At 43.4% G+C, this 16,679-nt stretch carries 12 protein-coding genes, 5 pseudogenes and 1 riboswitch; of the genes and pseudogenes, 9 read left to right on the top strand and 8 right to left on the bottom strand.

All coding sequences use genetic code 11. The features are described 5' to 3' along the window. Positions 1–9 precede the first annotated feature (9 nt). Positions 10–815 (top strand): annotated as a pseudogene (elyC, locus tag BLO31_RS13715) (envelope biogenesis factor ElyC). Between the two features lie 89 nt (positions 816–904). Here the strand turns inward: elyC and torR are convergent. After that, entirely contained in the window at positions 905–1,615 is a 711-nt protein-coding gene (torR, locus tag BLO31_RS13710) for a two-component system response regulator TorR (RefSeq protein WP_070967586.1), read from the bottom strand. Between the two features lie 499 nt (positions 1,616–2,114). Here torR and torD point away from each other — a divergent pair, with 499 nt between their 5' ends. The 5 genes and pseudogenes from torD (at position 2,115) to BLO31_RS13685 (ending at position 6,169) form a co-directional block, all read left to right on the top strand. Continuing rightward, entirely contained in the window at positions 2,115–2,762 is a 648-nt protein-coding gene (gene torD, locus BLO31_RS13705; RefSeq protein ID WP_070967583.1) for a molecular chaperone TorD, read from the top strand. A 244-nt stretch (positions 2,763–3,006) separates the two neighbouring features. After that, positions 3,007–4,014, top strand: a complete 1,008-nt coding sequence (gene purR, locus BLO31_RS13700) for an HTH-type transcriptional repressor PurR (RefSeq protein WP_070967580.1) — start codon at positions 3,007–3,009, stop codon at positions 4,012–4,014. Positions 4,015–4,158: 144 nt separating this feature from the next. Continuing rightward, positions 4,159–4,243: riboswitch (cyclic di-GMP riboswitch) on the top strand. Between the two features lie 107 nt (positions 4,244–4,350). After that, positions 4,351–4,943 (top strand): annotated as a pseudogene (locus tag BLO31_RS13695) (TfoX/Sxy family DNA transformation protein). Positions 4,944–5,153: 210 nt separating this feature from the next. After that, positions 5,154–5,846 carry a TVP38/TMEM64 family protein gene (locus tag BLO31_RS13690; protein WP_070967577.1) on the top strand — a complete coding sequence of 231 codons (693 nt, stop codon included), beginning with the start codon at positions 5,154–5,156 and terminating at the stop codon, positions 5,844–5,846. Then, positions 5,846–6,169 carry a putative signal transducing protein gene (locus BLO31_RS13685; RefSeq protein ID WP_070967574.1) on the top strand — a complete coding sequence of 108 codons (324 nt, stop codon included), beginning with the start codon at positions 5,846–5,848 and terminating at the stop codon, positions 6,167–6,169. The genes BLO31_RS13690 and BLO31_RS13685 overlap by 1 nt, the downstream gene beginning before the upstream one ends. Here the strand turns inward: BLO31_RS13685 and BLO31_RS13680 are convergent. The 6 genes and pseudogenes from BLO31_RS13680 to cydH all read right to left on the bottom strand — a co-directional run bounded on the left by BLO31_RS13680 (position 6,147) and on the right by cydH (position 13,333). After that, on the bottom strand, positions 6,147–6,947 hold the full coding sequence (locus tag BLO31_RS13680; RefSeq protein ID WP_070967571.1) for an alpha/beta fold hydrolase: 801 nt from the start codon (positions 6,945–6,947) through the stop codon (positions 6,147–6,149). The genes BLO31_RS13685 and BLO31_RS13680 overlap by 23 nt on opposite strands. A 149-nt stretch (positions 6,948–7,096) precedes the next feature. After that, positions 7,097–8,556 (bottom strand): annotated as a pseudogene (gene glgA, locus BLO31_RS13675) (glycogen synthase GlgA). Continuing rightward, positions 8,546–9,763 (bottom strand): glucose-1-phosphate adenylyltransferase, encoded by a 1,218-nt coding sequence (gene glgC / locus BLO31_RS13670; RefSeq protein ID WP_070967569.1) that lies wholly within the window; start codon positions 9,761–9,763, stop codon positions 8,546–8,548. The pseudogene glgA and the gene glgC overlap by 11 nt, the downstream one beginning before the upstream one ends. Positions 9,764–10,284: 521 nt before the next feature. Next, positions 10,285–11,943: a GGDEF domain-containing protein gene (locus tag BLO31_RS13665; RefSeq protein WP_070967566.1), complete on the bottom strand. Its 1,659-nt coding sequence runs from the start codon at positions 11,941–11,943 to the stop codon at positions 10,285–10,287. Between the two features lie 130 nt (positions 11,944–12,073). Next, positions 12,074–13,231 (bottom strand): patatin-like phospholipase family protein, encoded by a 1,158-nt coding sequence (locus BLO31_RS13660; protein WP_070967563.1) that lies wholly within the window; start codon positions 13,229–13,231, stop codon positions 12,074–12,076. A gap of 12 nt (positions 13,232–13,243) precedes the next feature. Next, on the bottom strand, positions 13,244–13,333 hold the full coding sequence (gene cydH / locus BLO31_RS25210; protein ID WP_139159011.1) for a cytochrome bd-I oxidase subunit CydH: 90 nt from the start codon (positions 13,331–13,333) through the stop codon (positions 13,244–13,246). A 178-nt stretch (positions 13,334–13,511) separates the two neighbouring features. Here cydH and BLO31_RS13655 point away from each other — a divergent pair, with 178 nt between their 5' ends. The 3 genes and pseudogenes from BLO31_RS13655 to BLO31_RS23530 all read left to right on the top strand — a co-directional run bounded on the left by BLO31_RS13655 (position 13,512) and on the right by BLO31_RS23530 (position 16,157). Continuing rightward, complete coding sequence (locus BLO31_RS13655) at positions 13,512–14,105, top strand: outer membrane protein (RefSeq protein WP_139159010.1); 594 nt, start codon at positions 13,512–13,514, stop codon at positions 14,103–14,105. A gap of 495 nt (positions 14,106–14,600) precedes the next feature. Then, positions 14,601–16,063 (top strand): annotated as a pseudogene (locus tag BLO31_RS13650) (sodium-dependent transporter). Beyond that, positions 16,063–16,157, top strand: a pseudogene (locus BLO31_RS23530) (MetS family NSS transporter small subunit). Before BLO31_RS13650 ends, BLO31_RS23530 begins: the two co-directional pseudogenes overlap by 1 nt. 65 nt (positions 16,158–16,222) lie before the next feature. Here the strand turns inward: BLO31_RS23530 and BLO31_RS13640 are convergent. Continuing rightward, positions 16,223–16,627 carry a hypothetical protein gene (locus BLO31_RS13640; protein ID WP_070967557.1) on the bottom strand — a complete coding sequence of 135 codons (405 nt, stop codon included), beginning with the start codon at positions 16,625–16,627 and terminating at the stop codon, positions 16,223–16,225. Positions 16,628–16,679: the final 52 nt, after the last annotated feature.

Here is a 16,679-nt window from a genome sequence, read left to right as displayed (position 1 = left end):
TGTTTAAGTATGTTTGAGCTGAAAAAAATCGTATCGTCCTTGCTTATGCCCCTACCCGCTTTACTCATTATCGGGTTTACTGGACTGATGCTGATCATGTTTACCCGCAAGCAGAAGACAGGCTGCTTTGTGGTTTTGTTTTCTTTTATTGGCATTTTCCTGATCGCTTTCCAACCGGTTTCTTCTCGTCTGTTAATGCCTATCGAGCGTCAACACAGCGCTTTTTTTGCGGTTAATGAATCGATTGATTACGTTATGGTGCTTGGGAGTGGTCACGTTGTTGATGACAAAATCCCACCCACTTCGGAGTTAAGTCGAACAGGGTTGATGAGATTGGCCGAAGGTATTCGCATTTTGCGTATGTACCCTGGAGCCAAGCTAATTCTTTCCGGTTATTCGGGTGGGTCGGAAGTCAGTAATGCCCGAATGATGGCAAAAGTAGCTTGGCACTTGGCGTATCAAAATCTGATATTATTCTTCTAGAGACGGCTAAAGATACGTGGGAAGAAGCGAGACAAGCCGCGGCTTTTGTACAGAGAAAAAACTTAGTGGTCGTCACTTCAGCAAGCCATATGCAACGCGCATTAAATGAGTTCCATTCTGCTGGTCTAAAACCTTTCCCTGCACCCACTAACTATTTGGCACACTCTAATGTCGAACAGTTCTGGGTTAAATACACACCTAAAGCAGTTTATCTGGAACAGACTGAAAAGTACTGGCATGAAACTTTGGGTATCATTTGGCAGAGCTTGCGTGACTGGGCTTCGGATTACGAAGAGAAAGCGATAGAAAATTCGGCAGCAAACCAGTCGTGACTATCTACTCACTCGGAGCGAGATAAACGACAAAATAACCGAAGCAGACGCTTCGGTTATTTATTGTCTATGTCCTACAAAAAAAAGCTTTAATCGCCTGCAAACATATACCCTTCACCATGGACGGTAACAAAAATTTGCGGGTTCTTGGGGTCATACTCCATTTTTGCACGCATTCGTCGAATCAAGACATCAATGGTGCGATCATTTGGCGCATCGACTCGATGGCTGATCATATTGAGTATTCGCTCTCGGCTCAGTACCTGATTGGGGTAACTGCTCAACGCCACCAATAGCTCATATTCAGCTTTGGTTAGCTTAACGGGGTCACCATTTTTACACAGCGCTCGTCTTTGTACATCGAACGTCCAGTCTCCAAAATAGATGAGACTCGTATCCTCTTTCGTCCTGTGGCCTTCTGATCCAGAATTCACTAGGGAAATACGCCACAGCAAGTTTTTAACTCGTACAAGCAACTCTCGTAGCTCGAACGGTTTAGTCACATAATCGTCAGCGCCCATTTCCAAACCAACGATCTTATCTATGCTATCCGTGCGTCCAGTAACCAATATAATCCCTATATCAGACTGGCTGCGCAGTTCGCGAGTCAGTAACAGGCCATCTTCACCGGGTAAGTTAATATCTAACATCACCAGATCGACATTTTGTTCCGATAGCAAAGTACGCATTTCATCGCCGCTCGACGCTTCGCTAACTCGATAGCCTTCGTTTTGAAAGTATCCGACTAGCTTGCTGCGAGTGACAATGTCATCTTCTACTACAAGTACGTGAGAGCTCATTTTCACCACTTTGTTTAAGTTATTAGGAGCAGGAACTGCGGGTCATTCTATTCATAAACATTAACAATTCTAGCCTGATTAGCAGGAAAATGTTGGAAACCTGAGAGTTTATTGATGCAAGACAATCTACTTCTTTGGTCAAATGCAACAGGTTTATCTGGTCTCGCCTAGAGGTTGAAATCGGGTTTAACAGCAAAACGTGTTATCAAGCTTGTTCATCCAACTCCGTATAGAAATAGCTTTGCAATTTTCAAACGGCATCTTAAATAAAATTGTTCTATTTTCTAGCGAGTTGCACCATGTTCTATTTCAAGTATGTTGATAACCTAATCGAGTGCGACAACCGAACTTAGTGATCGATCTCGCTTTTGTTTTCACAAGTCGTTATTTCTCTTTTTTATTTGTTACACATGGTGTTACCTCTATTCATATTTATTCGTTACACTTAAAGGAATAAATATAGTGACGTCGTGATGACAAATGGTTGGAGTAATAAGCGATGCAAGAACTAAAAGCCTTTAACGAAAAACGGGCTGAGATTTACTGGTGGTTATCCAGCGTTTTTGCTAGAGAACTGACAGAAGCAGATTTGGAGCAGTATCAGTCTGCAGAGATACGGTCATTTCTATCGGGATTAGGTGAAAACCCAAGCTTAAAGCCCGCGACGGATAAATTGGTCGACGCCCTAAATCGTCTCAATGACAGACAAGACGCTCAACTTGAACTAGCTGCGGACTTTTGCGATTTATTTTTAAAGTCAGACAAAGAATCTGCACTGCCTTATGCTTCGATGTACGTAGGCGAAAGCGGCTTGCTCAACGACAAACCAGCAAAAGAGATGGAGAGCATATTAGAACAACACGGCATTGCGGTTGATAAGCAGCTCAATGAGCCAGCCGACCACATCGCCATTCAGCTCGACTTTTTAGGTAACTTAATTATTCGCTCGAATGAGTTAGAACAAGAAAGACATATGGAAGATGCCTTTGCCGAGCAACATGAGTTTATTGAGCAACACCTACTCAATTGGCTCGAACCATTTACACAGAAATGTACAAAACTCGATGAATTTGGGTTTTACGCAGCAATGGTTGAATTAACCGCCGCGTTTTTAGCGCTTGACGATCACTACCTCATTGGAGAGTAGGGATTTAAGCTTGAATAATTAGCAATAATAAAACTAAATCAGTTTTATTAAATGTGACTTATTCCGTAGGCTTAACGGTTTTTTATTTGCCTGCTTTTAACAAGCAGTTTAAAATTGAGACCGCAAACGATAAAAACGATGAAGTTAAATACAAACCGCTGTTTAAAAGCGGTTTTTGTGTTTCTGATACTTACTGCAATTGGATGATAAAACCAGATTGCAGGATTCGACAGGACAAAACCTTATGGCCACTATTAAAGATGTAGCTCGCTTAGCCGGAGTTTCGACAACGACTGTTTCACACGTTATCAACAAAACCCGTTTTGTTGCCGAAGCAACACAAGAAAAAGTGAATGAAGCGGTAAAAGAACTTAACTATGCACCAAGTGCTGTTGCAAGAAGCCTTAAGTGCAACACCACTCGTACCATTGGCATGCTAGTCACCCAGTCGACCAATTTATTTTTCTCTGAAGTTATCGACGGTGTAGAAAGTTATTGTTATCGCCAAGGTTACACACTCATTTTGTGTAATACGGGCGGTATCTATGAAAAGCAACGCGACTATATTCGCATGTTGGCTGAAAAACGCGTCGATGGCATCTTAGTTATGTGTTCTGACCTTACGGAAGAGCTGAGCGAGATGCTGGATCGTCACTCTGATATCCCTAAAGTAGTCATGGATTGGGGGCCTGAAAGCTCTCAGGCAGACAAGATCATTGATAACTCTGAAGAAGGCGGTTATCTAGCCACTAAATACTTAATAGACAGAGGACATAAAGATATTGCGTGCCTCAGCGGACACTTTGAAAAAGCCGCCTGCCAAGAGCGGATCCTAGGTTACAAACGTGCAATGAGCCAAGCGAACCTTTCTGTCGACGAAGACTGGATTTTAGAAGGTAACTTCGAATGCGATACTGCAGTATTAGCGGCGGATAAAATCGTAGCAATGGATAAAAAACCCACGGCAGTGTTCTGTTTCAACGATACCATGGCGCTGGGCTTGATGAGCCGTTTGCAGCAAAAAGGGATCCGCGTTCCCGAAGATATTTCGGTTATTGGTTACGACAATATTGAGTTGGCAGAGTACTTCTCTCCGCCTCTCACCACTGTTCACCAACCAAAACGACGTGTGGGTAAAAATGCATTTGAGATATTGCTAGAGCGCATTAAAGATAAAGAGCACGACAAGCGTGTATTTGAGATGCACCCTGAAATCGTGGAGCGTTGCACGGTGCGTGATTTGACTAAATAGTCATTAATTTGTGTTTGGTTGCTTCAACTATTTATCAGCCAAACACATCGTTACGTGCGATTATCTGAATCAAGATCACACTTGAAACACTGAGGTGTGATACTTACCTCAAAATTTATTTATTCTTAATTTGGACGAAAAGAGCCACGCACAGGGCAAACCACCTCGAAAGAGTGGGACGCAAAGCCTCCGGCCTAAGCATTTTATGCATGGTAGCGGGGTTGCCGATGGCAAATATGCAAACTGTTAACTCCTTACTGACATTTTTCTGCATTATTTTGCTAATCTCTCGGACCTGAATTGGTGGCGTATACATATACACCGAGAAAAGACAGCATGGATAAACCAATACTAAAAGACTCAATGCGACTCTTTGAGCAACTAGGTCGTATAAAATCCCGCTCTATGTTTGGTGGATTTGGGATTTTTGCTGATGAAACAATGTTTGCTTTAGTCGTACACGATAAGCTTCACATCAGAGCCGATGAAGAAACTGCTCAGGATTTTAAACTTCAGGGATTAGAACCATACGTTTACAAAAAGCGCGGTTTCCCTGTTGTCACAAAATACTTTGCACTTTCCGACAACTGGGCGGAAACTCAAAACCACACTCTAGCTATGGCGAAGCGCGCGTTAGAAGTTGCTAAGCAAGAAAAAACTAAGCAAGCAAAAGCGAAACCCAATCGCCTCAAAGATCTCCCTAATCTGCGCCTCGCAACCGAGCGTATGCTTAAAAAGGCTGGGATTGCAGTGTAGAGAATCTTGAGCAAACCGGTGCCGTTGAAGCCTTTAAGGCGATTCAGCAAACCCATTCCTCCGAAGTGAGCCTCGAACTGCTTTGGGCGCTTGAAGGCGCGATTAAAGGAACGCACTGGTCAGTAATCCCAGTAGAAAGGCGACGCGAGTTGGTCGATAGACTCAGTAGCTAACCCCCTTCATTTAGAGCTCACTCCCCCAAGTGAGCTCTTCTTTTATAGCGCTTTATTACTCATCTAGCCCCTTACTTTATTTTCTCCTAATAGATATGTAGTGAAATTTTTTTTGCGTTGACAAGTTCTTATTCTCCAAAGGATTGCGACTATCCGACAAAAGTTGCGTACTATTAAACTAGGCACTTCTATGAGAACGGAGAAGAAGTAATGAACGGTAAACTTATCTTGGGAATTCTGTTGGTCGCACTGATTGCCTTCGTTGCGATTAACTTTGGCGACTATCTCACTCTGGAAAATGCAAAAGCACAACAGGCCGCACTGGCGCAGCTTATCGAGCAAAATTACTTTCTCTCTGCCGCCACTTATTTCGCGCTATATATCGCAATTACCGCCCTTTCCATTCCCGGAGCTGCTGTCGTTACTCTACTTGGCGCCGCCCTATTTGGATTTTGGAATAGCCTACTACTGGTTTCTTTTGCCAGTACAATTGGGGCAACGATTGCTTTTCTTAGTAGCCGCTTCTTGTTGCGCGAATGGGTACAAACAAAATTTGGAAACAAACTCTCTGCTATCAATAATGGAGTTGAAAAAGAGGGGGCGTTTTACCTTTTCTCGCTAAGGCTTATCCCTGTATTCCCATTTTTCTTAATTAACCTCTTAATGGGGCTCACCCCGATTTCCACCCTGAGGTTTTATCTCGTCAGTCAGTTAGGCATGCTTCCCGGAACCGCAGTGTATTTAAATGCCGGTACTCAATTGGCGCAAATTGACTCTCTGTCTGGAATTGTCTCTCCTCAGGTTTTGCTCTCTTTTGCTCTTCTGGGTGTGTTCCCTATCATCGCTAAATGGGTCATGGCTAAGGTTAAGCCGTCCCAGCCTGCTGGTAATGGAAACGCTTAATGAAAATTTATTCGGCATCAAATCCTACTCAAGCCCATATTCTTTGCGAACTTCTCAAAAGTCAGACGATCCGCTGTGAAGTTCGCGGAGAGGGCATTTTTGGACTTCAAGGGGAGTTACCGATATCGCCAGACACCGACAGTTATATTTGGCTGTTAGATCAACAACAATTGGATAGAGCAAAAACCGTCATTAGGGACTTTGAAAGCCAGTCATTGCAAAAGGATTGGCATTGCCCTGAATGCGGAGAAAGCAATGAAGCGCAATTTGCCATTTGCTGGCAATGTGGGCAGCATGCACCTATAGAGAATGTTGTTGAATAAAATCTATTGAGTAGCGATTAAACTCGTCGGGGCGCTCTACATTGCATACGTGTCCACAATCTTCAATCTCTCGAAGCTGACTCTGACGATGCACTGCCACCATCTCTTTTACCGGACGAATAAACATGTAATCTTTATCGCCCATAAGGTACAACGTGGGTATCGGGAGTTCTCGCTCTTTAAAGTAGCGCATCAACGGGTTTACTTCTGAAGTTAACATAAACCAGCGCTTAAACTCTTTTTGACATAGCTTCTTTGCTTCTCTGATAAACAGGTGCCTTGACTCTTTTTGAGCGCGTTGAGGCATCACTATGTAAGCGAATAAGCTGTATAGCCACATGTAAGGTACTATGTGTTTACACATGTTCCCTAACTTTACAAGAAACTGGGAACGGGCATCTAGACGAGTTACTGCCCCGCCTAACACCATTGTTTTCACTCGGCTATGAGCGAGCTCGGCAATATTACGTACAATAATCGTACCCAAGGACATGCCAACAAAATGCGCCGAATGAATTTTTAGGTGATCGAGAACTTTAAGAATATCGAGCGTCACAGCTTTGAATGTATAGCGATTGGCGATCAATTCTCTAAGCAATTGATTGGACTTTCCGTGACCGCGTAAGTCTACAAGTAAAAGGTTAAAGTGGGCTTTGTAGGCCTTTAGCTGTTTAAACCAAATAGATGAACTTCCACCAGCTCCATGAACAAACACCACCCATTCTTTACTGGTTGGGTGTAAATAAGTTTTATGAAACAGTAATGATTCGAACGACATATCCAATGCAATTATAATTTTTTAGGTTGGCAACAATAGCACAATCCACTCATGCTAATGTTTAGCTTAAGTCAATAAGTGTAACAATGCCTATCCGACCAGAAAAGAAAAAGGTACCAAATTGGTACCTTTTTAATAATGACTAACAATTAATAACCTATTACTTCTTCATAAAGCGCCACATAGAGGCTTGCGGCTTTATCCCAACAAAAGTCCTGCTTCATGGCGTGTAACTGAACTCTTATCATTTCGTCTGGACGTTGCGCATAAAGCAAAAGTGCTCTTTGCAAGGTCAGAAGAAGTGACTGTGGTTCGGGATCATCAAACACAAAGCCCGTTGCTTCATAAGGGTTGGTATCGTAATCCACAACACTGTCTCTTAACCCCCCACTCCACGAACAATTGGCAATGTGCCATAGGCCATACTGTAGATCTGATTTAACCCACATGGTTCAAACTCTGACGGCATTAGGAAAAAGTCACTGCCAGCTTCAACTAAGTGAGCCAATTCATTGTCATAGGCTTCTACAAACGCAAACTTATCTGCATGCAGAGCGGAAATCTCTTTAAGCTGGGAAGCTAAAACAGGATCACCCGTGCCGACAATCACTAGTTGCAGTTCATACTTCATAAACTGTTCTAGGATGGGTAAAAGATAGTGAACCCCTTTTTGATTGGTCAGCCGGCACACCATACCAAAGAGCGCACCCGGTTTGGCTGAAAGCCCTACGCGTTTCTGCAGTTCTGCTTTGCTTGCCTTTTTACCTTCTAGCATACTCTGTTCACTGGCAGAGTAATTAACGGGTAGAACTGGATCAGTCTGAGGATCCCACGCGCTGTAATCACAACCGTTTAAAATACCCACTAGGTCGTGTTGGCGCTGTTTAAACTCTGCCGCCATACCGTGACTGCCTAACGTCGTTTTTAACTCGTCGGCGTATGTTGGGCTAACTGCATTGATCTTGTCCGCCGTTAGTACGCCAGCCTTTAGCATAGTAACGTGAGTTGGACTTACGGCAGCCTCTGGGGCATAGCGAGTGTGAAACTCTGGCAAACACCTAAGCTGTTCATAACTAAACACGCCTTTAAACACGGCGTTGTGTATGGTAAGAATGCTTTTTACTGGTTGGAAGAAGCTGTCTTTCCCATATCGCTTTTTCAAAAGGTATGGCACTAAACCCGTGTGCCAGTCATTAGCATGGATAATGTCAGGCCTAAAATCTAGCTTTGGCAACATGTCGAGACAAGCCGCACTAAAGAATGCAAACCTCTCTCCGTTGTCTGAGTATGCTTGATTGTTTTCCGCATACATTTCTGGTCGGTCAAAGAACTGCGGGCAGTCGATGGCATAAACAGGTACGCCTGCGTTTTCTAACTTTATCACTCGATAAGGAGTATGGGGCCAATGGGTTAACTCGGTATTTAACACCGATTCACCAGCTTCACTTTCCAAGACTTGTCGATAAGCAGGGATAACGCTTCTGACATCTTGACCTTGTTTTTTTAGCGCCTCAGGCAGAGCCTTAGCCACATCGGCTAAGCCTCCACTTTTGACGATTCCTTCTACTTCTGATGCTACAAACAGAATGGACTTACTTTCAGTAGCCAACTCTTGCTCCTTTTGGAATCACTACAATACCGTCATCTGAAACGTGATAGTGCTTGCGGTCTTCTTGCAAGTTGACGCCGATTTGAGTGTTTGGCGCAATATCGACGTCTTTATCGATAATCACGCGACGTAGAACACTTCCTTCACCAACTTTCACGTCTCCTAAAAGGATACATTCGCTGATATCACAAGCAGATGCAATATTGCTGCGGAAACCAAGTACAGATTTTTCGATGCGAGAGCCACGCACTAAAGAGCCATTACACACTAAGCTATCAATGATCTGAACACGGCCATTGAGCGAATCAGTGAATGTCGCTGGTGGCAATGGCGGATAGAATGTGTGTAGCGGCCATTTGCGGTTGTAGAGCGAAAACGGCGCATCTTTCTCTAACAGATCCATATGGGCTTGCCAGTAGGCATCTATCGTACCGACGTCACGCCAGTAAACTTCTTCTTTTTCGCCAGTAATTCGGTTGGTGCTAAAGTCGTATACATAGACATCACCACGGGGGAACATCTTTGGAATAATATCTTTACCAAAGTCATGAGTAGAATCTGGATTGTCTGCATCTTCGATAAGCTCTGCAAACAGTACTTGTGCTTCAAACACATAGTTACCCATGGAAACCAGAGCATGATTCGGGTCGCCCGGAATGCACTTCGGATTAGCAGGCTTCTCTTCAAAGCCAACCATTCTTCCTTCTTTGTCGACTTCTATCACACCGAATTGCGAAGCTTCAGACAGTGGCATACGAAGGGCTGACACCGTCAGCGATGCGGATTTTTCTTTATGGAAATCAAGCATCTGCTTAATATCCATTTTGTAGATGTGATCGGAGCCGAAGATACATACTTGCTCTGGTTCTGCTAGCTCCATAAATCTAAGGTTTTGGTAGATAGCATCGGCCGTACCTTCATACCAACGTTTACCCGTGCGCATTTGCGCTGGGATCGGGTCGATAAACCGGTCGGTGATACCGTTGATATTCCAGCCTTTTTTCATATGATGAAACAGGGACTGAGATTTGAACTGTGTCAATACATAAATTCTCATTAAGTCAGCATTGACAAAATTATTAAGTGCGAAGTCTATCAGTCGATAGCTCCCCCCGAATGGCACTGAAGGTTTGCTTCGGGACTCAGTCAAAGGTCTTAGTCGAGAGCCCTCTCCACCAGCAAGAATCATTCCTAGTACACCAGCCATTTGTATCTCCATTTGTTATGGCACTACCGCCTGATTCGGTGTGCTTTTAATTTCCTAGTTGTTAGCCTGTTGTTGCCAGACACAAATATCGACCTAACATCATTGTTTAGTCGTTTTTTATTGTTATAAACCGTACTTAAGAGACGCGAGATGCTTCTCTATTTCACCCCGAAGTATTCACGAGGCACATATACCTAAAGAGCTAAAATAAACCTTAGTAATAACTTTCCACTATTCTGTCGATGTCGTAATTTCTAGGCTGCGCGAGTCCCGCTATGTCAGTACATTAGCGTTACTTAGGTATAGTTATAAAGTACCGAACTGAGCGAAGATTACAATTTAAAACACACCATACTTGACGTGGATTAGAGTTAATTTCTCAGCTCCTGATTTGAGTCACAATAACCCAGTCTGGAACAACATAAAGTTAACAATAACAGCACAATACAATGACCTTTACGTCAGTGTGCCATTCTTCCGTGAACAAACGATGAAACTGGGCTCCAACTCAATTTCATGACTTAAGTGTGAACAGTTTGTTGTGCAGGCACCCTGTTTTGATCGGTTTTTGCCAAGTAAAGTGCACTATCAGCCTGAGTCAGAGCATCTTGTAACCCACAATTTGGCGAAATCATTACTCCACCGATATGAATGGTTAAATTTTCACACTCAGGTTGCTGCTGACAAAGCTGCTCTAAATGGGTATTCACGCGCGTCGTCAGCTCAAAAATCGAACGCCTTTTACTGGAGCGTACCAAGACTAGGAACTCGTCCCCTTCCCAATGGCTAGCACTGTCAAACTCTCGGATCGAGTGGGTAATGGCCTTAGTTGCCATTTTTAACCCCTCGGTAGAGACTCGAGTATAGCGATGTGACTTTTGCTCTACCTCCATCCACACCAATCCAAATGGTATGTTTTCCCTCTTGGCTTTAGCGAGTTCTTCGGACAGCTCTCTTTCCATGCCCATTTGGTTAAGCAGGCCTGTTATTGGATCTAGCATAGCAAGTTGGTAGAGTTCAGAGGGTTTAGATTGGTTAATCCTCTTTAATGAACTGCGGCTGGAAGAGAGTTCTTCATGGATGTTAGTCAACTCCTGCTCAATGCTAGAAAACTCATTTTTGGCCGATGATTCAGATCGACTTATCAACCTTAATCTCGTAGCTATGCGCTCAATTTGGCGAGTTAATCCCTTTGCGATTAAAAGATAGATTAAAGCGCCTAGCACGGTGATCAATCCACACACTAAATAGAGCAAAGCACTGTAAAGCTGAGGGTCTACTATGGTATCGATATTGACAAATGTCAGCTCATACCAGTCTAAGGCTTCGACATAGTGGATGGTGACCACTTGATTCTTCTCGCCTTTATCCAAAGTTAATGTGTGAGCTTCTTCACCTCGCTTTTGTCTCTCCATCAATGAAATAATTGCTTGATAGTCATTGTTGGAAACCAAGATATCTTTGAGTTCTACAGGTTTGTTTGTCACCCCCATTGGTCGATATTGGAAGACACCAGAGTCTCGCTGAAGCTGTACTCGCATATCATGATCGACGAACAAGGTATCCACACCTGAACCGTGATGGGCAATTAGGCTGTTAACGAACGGTTTGACTTCCATACCCGTCCCCATTAAACCCAGAAACTCACCGTCCTTTTCGATAATGTGGTTGATCCATAACTTCTCGATCCCAAGCTTTCTATCTCTATCGACGTTGATTTCCACTTTTCGATGTTCGGCCTTGTGCTTGAAGTACCACAAATCTAGGTGGGAAGCAGGCGTCAGGGTATAGCGATAAAAATTTTCGCTTTTAAACTGCTCTGCACTGTTAAAGTAGTAGGAGAGGTTTTTATCCAAGGCGATAAAAAAGTTCTTATCGGTAAATCGCCAACGAAATCGTTCTAAGGTGTACTCTGCCTTAGTACGTAACCGTTCATCTTCGGGATTCTTTGCCCAAGAAACAACATCGGGGTGACTCGCAATATCACTGATCTCTTCAATCTCGTGCAGAATCGGTTTCAACGTAGTTTCAATATCGTAGTGCGTAGCGACGTGAGCGTATTTCCAAACCAACTTATGGGTAAGATCTTCAAATACGTATCGAACGGAAAGGTATAAAGAGGTGGCAAAAAAACCACACAAGATTACCAATATAAGTGACGTTTTATATTTCAGTTTCATGTTTGCTCGCTTGATATACACCGAAACAATTAATGTGAAGGAAGGTTGATGTCAACGCTTGCTACTTCTTTTGTTAAATGCAACATGTTTCAATGTATCATCTATAAAAACAATGTGAAGTATTTGCGAGTTAGACGTGTTTTTGTTGGTGTAAATGGCAATTCAACGGATGTTCGAGTAAAGAGATGTATTTATATCCCGCATCCAAGCCCAGTTGATAGTCATGAAGTAAATCGTCGATATCGCTGAGCAAGGAACTTGACTTCAACGGGGCGGAGGGGCGAATTTGAACCACAAAACAATCGTCAGGCGGATTTTGTAGAAACCCCTGAGTTAACTGATAAGTTTGATAGTGAACCATTAACATATCGGCTAAACCGGAATCAAACTTATCTCCTATTAAATGGCTAAGACGATAGATGTCGTCTGCGCCAAAAAGCCATCGCCCGCCATTAATAAGATCCAGATGCGCGTGATCTTTTTTCTGTTCTTTCGACCGCCTTATCTGCTCAGAGAAAAAGTCATTCCAATCCGTTTTCCATTGCATTAGTTTCTGCCGCCATTGACTGTTTATGCTCTTGAATGACTCTTCAAACCATTCAACCTCTTTGGCGGGGATTAATACTTCTCTGTTCTGTGGCTGGATTTGCAACCCTTCGGTACGAATAACGGTAATCAATCTTGCACCCTGTCTCCATGCCTCTTGAACAGGCACTGACGCAGACACTCCGCCGTCGATGTACAAATGCTCATCAAGTTCAATTTCCCGGTGATATAAGCGCGGGATGGCACAGGTCGCTAGCATGACTTGTTGCCAATCGTCTCCCATTGCTGGGAAATAGTGGTCGTGTAGCGTAGCAGCATTAGTCACCGCTGCAAACGCTCTACGAGGTCCCAATACGCTGCGTCCCATTCCGAGATCAAGCTTGTAGGGATAGTCTCTAATTCTATCTAAGGCCCAATCCAACCCTAGGTACTGCTTGCGACGGATATAGCCGAATAGATTAAAAAAGGATTTTGAAGTGGTCAGTTCAAGTATAAAGGAACGACCGATACCGCGTTGACGGCAAAGGAAGGCACAAAGGTTTAAAGCTCCAGCTGAGGTGCCGTAGAACTCCTGAAAAGGATCAAAATTTGAGAGGAGAAAAGCATCTAGTACACCAGCCGTAAAGATTCCACGCTGCCCACCACCTTGAGCAACGAGGCTGTGTTTACCACCCGTGTACTTTGACAATCGGCCAAGGTCGATCTCGTGACTATCGTTAGTAACGATACCGTTATTTGGCATAGAACACTCTAGTTAGAAAGCTATTGCTACTACACCAAAGCCAATCAGCACTGCAAATATAGTCCCAGTGATCACCAGCGAATATTTGAGTTCCTGTTCCATAAACACCCCTTATATGGATTCTGTTAACTGTTATACAACAAGTTTAATCGACTATAATTCAAACCTGTATAACAAATTAATAACACCGCAATCGGCGTTGTTCAAACAATCGCTCTGTTTAGCTCATAAATATGAAATTAACATCACAAACATTAAGTGAATTGTGAGCATGTACATTATGATGAAAAAGATCCCGTTTCTGTTAGCTATACTATCAACTGCTCTATCCAGCCATAGCGTGGCGTCAATCTATGTTACGCCTTGGGCTGGCGTGATTGACGGTGGAGAAGTCACACTATCAAGCGAAGCGACTTACAATATCGAGCACTCAAACTTATTTGCAGTGAGCTTGGATACCGACTTTGACAAAGGGCGTATCGGGTTGTTTCTCTCACGACAAGAGAGTGAACTTGAAACGTTAAACGCTAACAGCCAAATAGCCTATACCCTTTTTCAAAGCGCGATTCATTACGACATCGCTTCGAACTGGCAAAGTCATTTAGGAGCAGGTTTAGGGGTGTCAATTATTGATACGGACTGGAGTGGCACCGACACGGACTTTGCCGCTTCAGTATTTACTGGTTTGGAATACAAGTTCAGCGAAAATATAGCGATAAGTGGTCAAATTCGTTGGTTGGGTACAGTTGTAGACAATCAAACCAGTGGTATTTGCCAACTCCCTGCGGGAGAAAGTGGCTCGTGCGTGATTCGATTTAAAACCGATTGGATGAATCAATTTGCCGCTCTATTCGGTATTGTTTGGCAATTTTAGCTACCCTTTCTCAGATGTTGATCAATTTAACATCTCTAACAATACGGTAAACATTAACTAGTGATTGAACATTTTTCAGTCATACAATCTTTTCTAGCACAAAGTTTTATATCTCATAAAAGTCACTTTAAATAGCATTATTGACCACATTAGCAACAACCAAACCAGATCATAGCTCACATTTTTATGTTTAAAACACATATAAAACCTCTTATCCACCTTTCTACAACAATTATATTCTATTGCGTTAACTTCTATTAATGGTTAGTCTGTACAACATGCGCAGCTGAATATTTCAGTTTTCGCAAACACACATCGGACAATTAAGCACAATATTCTGTCTTTCTTGTGGACAACCAACATATATAACTAAATTTTTGCTTATTCATGGAAGATAGAGCAAACAGTCAGATATTCTGACCTTCCCTATCTTTCCAAAAAAGCAGTCAAGTCCCGAAAGACCTTTATGCCTCATGAAGTTGTAAAGGAGTTTTTATGAAGCGAGAACAATGGGGATCCCGCGCAGGCTTTATACTAGCCGCGGTTGGATCAGCAATCGGCCTTGGAAACATCTGGCGTTTCCCTTACATGGCCTACGAAAACGGTGGTGGCGCCTTTTTTATCCCTTACCTTTTTGCCATGATCACCGCTGGTATTCCATTTATGATTTTGGAATTCAGCATGGGTCAGAAGTACCGTGCTCTGCGCCAAAAACACTTGGTAAAATTCACTCCAAGTTTGAGTGGTTGGGTTGGTTCCAAGTTGGTGTAGCAGCGGTTATCGCCGTTTACTACGTTGCGGTTATCGGCTGGGCTATCTCTTACTTTGGCATGTCATTTACCCAAAGCTGGGGAACAGATACTAACGCTTTCTTCTTTAGCGAGTATCTTGCTCTTGGCGACAACTCACCAACTAACCTTGGCAGTATCCAGTGGAAGATCGCTATCGCGATGTTGATTGCTTGGGGCATTACCTATGCAGCAATCGTTGGCGGTGTTAAGTCAGGTATCGAACGCGCATCTAAAATTATGATGCCAATTCTGTTTGTGATGGTCGTTCTGTTGATCGGTCGTATGCTACTTCTTCCAGGTGCTCTAGATGGTGTGAACTACATGTTCGAACCGGACTTTAGCAAAATTTGGGATGTGAAGGTTTGGGCTGCGGCTTATGGTCAGATCTTCTTTACTTTGAGTATCGGCTTCTCAATCATGCTGGCGTACTCAAGTTACTTGCCAGAGAAATCAGACATCACGAACAATGCGTTTATGACAGTATTGATCAACTGTGGCTTCTCTATCCTAGCAGGTATCATGATCTTCTCTGTACTAGGCTACATGGCTGCAGAGCAAGGTAAGCCTCTTACTGAAGTAGTATCTGCGGGTGTTGGTCTGGCATTTGTTACTCTGCCTGCTGCAATTAACCTGTTACCTGCGCCATTTATTCTAGGCCCTCTGTTCTTCTTTGCACTTGTGGTAGCTGGCTTGAGCTCACATATCTCAATCATGGAAGCGGTCACTTCAGCAATTATGGACAAACTAAACTGGAGCCGTAAGAAAGCTGCAAACATCGTAATTGGTACTGGTTTAGTGGTTTCAATGGCATTTGCTACCAATGGCGGCCTACTGCTTCTTGACCTAGTAGACCACTTTGCAAACAACGTAGGCATTATGGTCGGCGGTTTGATTGAAATTATCCTAATGGCTTGGTTGCTTAACAAAGTCGGCGACGTACGTGACTATGTTAACAGTACATCTGATTTCACTATTGGCGCATGGTTTGAAGTATGTCTTCGCTTTATCACCCCAGTGATTCTGGCGGTAATCTTGGCGACCAAACTACAAACCCTATTTACAGAAGGCTACGGCGGCTACGACTTGACTCTAGGTTGGGCTCTAATCGCGGCACTGTTTGTATTCGGTCTGTTTATCAATGCCACTAACCGCAAGGAGGTAGCGTAATGACTACTGGTGCAATTATTATGATGGTTCTAGGTCTTGGTATTACATGGGGTGGCGCTGCATCTGTATCAAGCGCGCGATGGACAAGCAGTAACGACTCACTGCATAATCAAGTTAAAGCCGACACATTTGTGTCGGCTTTGTCGTTTAAACCGCAGTTTAAAAACGGTAAGTCACACCAATAGCGGCACCTATTTGCAGTTTCGGCCCCTTGTATAAGTTGAGCTCTGGGTGAACTTGGCCATAAGCATTCCAACCATCACTCACTTGCCAATTTAGCCCCAGTGGAACTCTTAAACCAAAATCGTGGTCCCACTCTCCCCATGCACCGCCACCGACATACCAATCTACTGGAGTATGAGCATCAAATTCTCCTCTGCCAACAATATAGTCAAAAGCACCGCCTTGATTACCAATAGTCAATCGATACTGCTCTTCGAGTTCAACGACAACACTTAGTTGTTGGTCCACCGCCATACCGACCGAAAGGCTAGGTGCATTCGCTTCTTCGGCAATGGCAGAAAGAGGGATTAAACTGGCTAGCATAAGGTGGCGTTTGCTCATATCACATACCTGTAGATCAAAGATGATTGTTAACAAGCGCTTTTATACCAGT

Origin of the sequence: Vibrio sonorensis (assembly GCF_001854765.1) — a bacterium.
Lineage (GTDB): Bacteria > Pseudomonadota > Gammaproteobacteria > Enterobacterales > Vibrionaceae > Vibrio > Vibrio sonorensis.
Note: the sequence above shows the minus strand (reverse complement) of the source record. Positions and strands in the feature narration are given on the sequence as shown.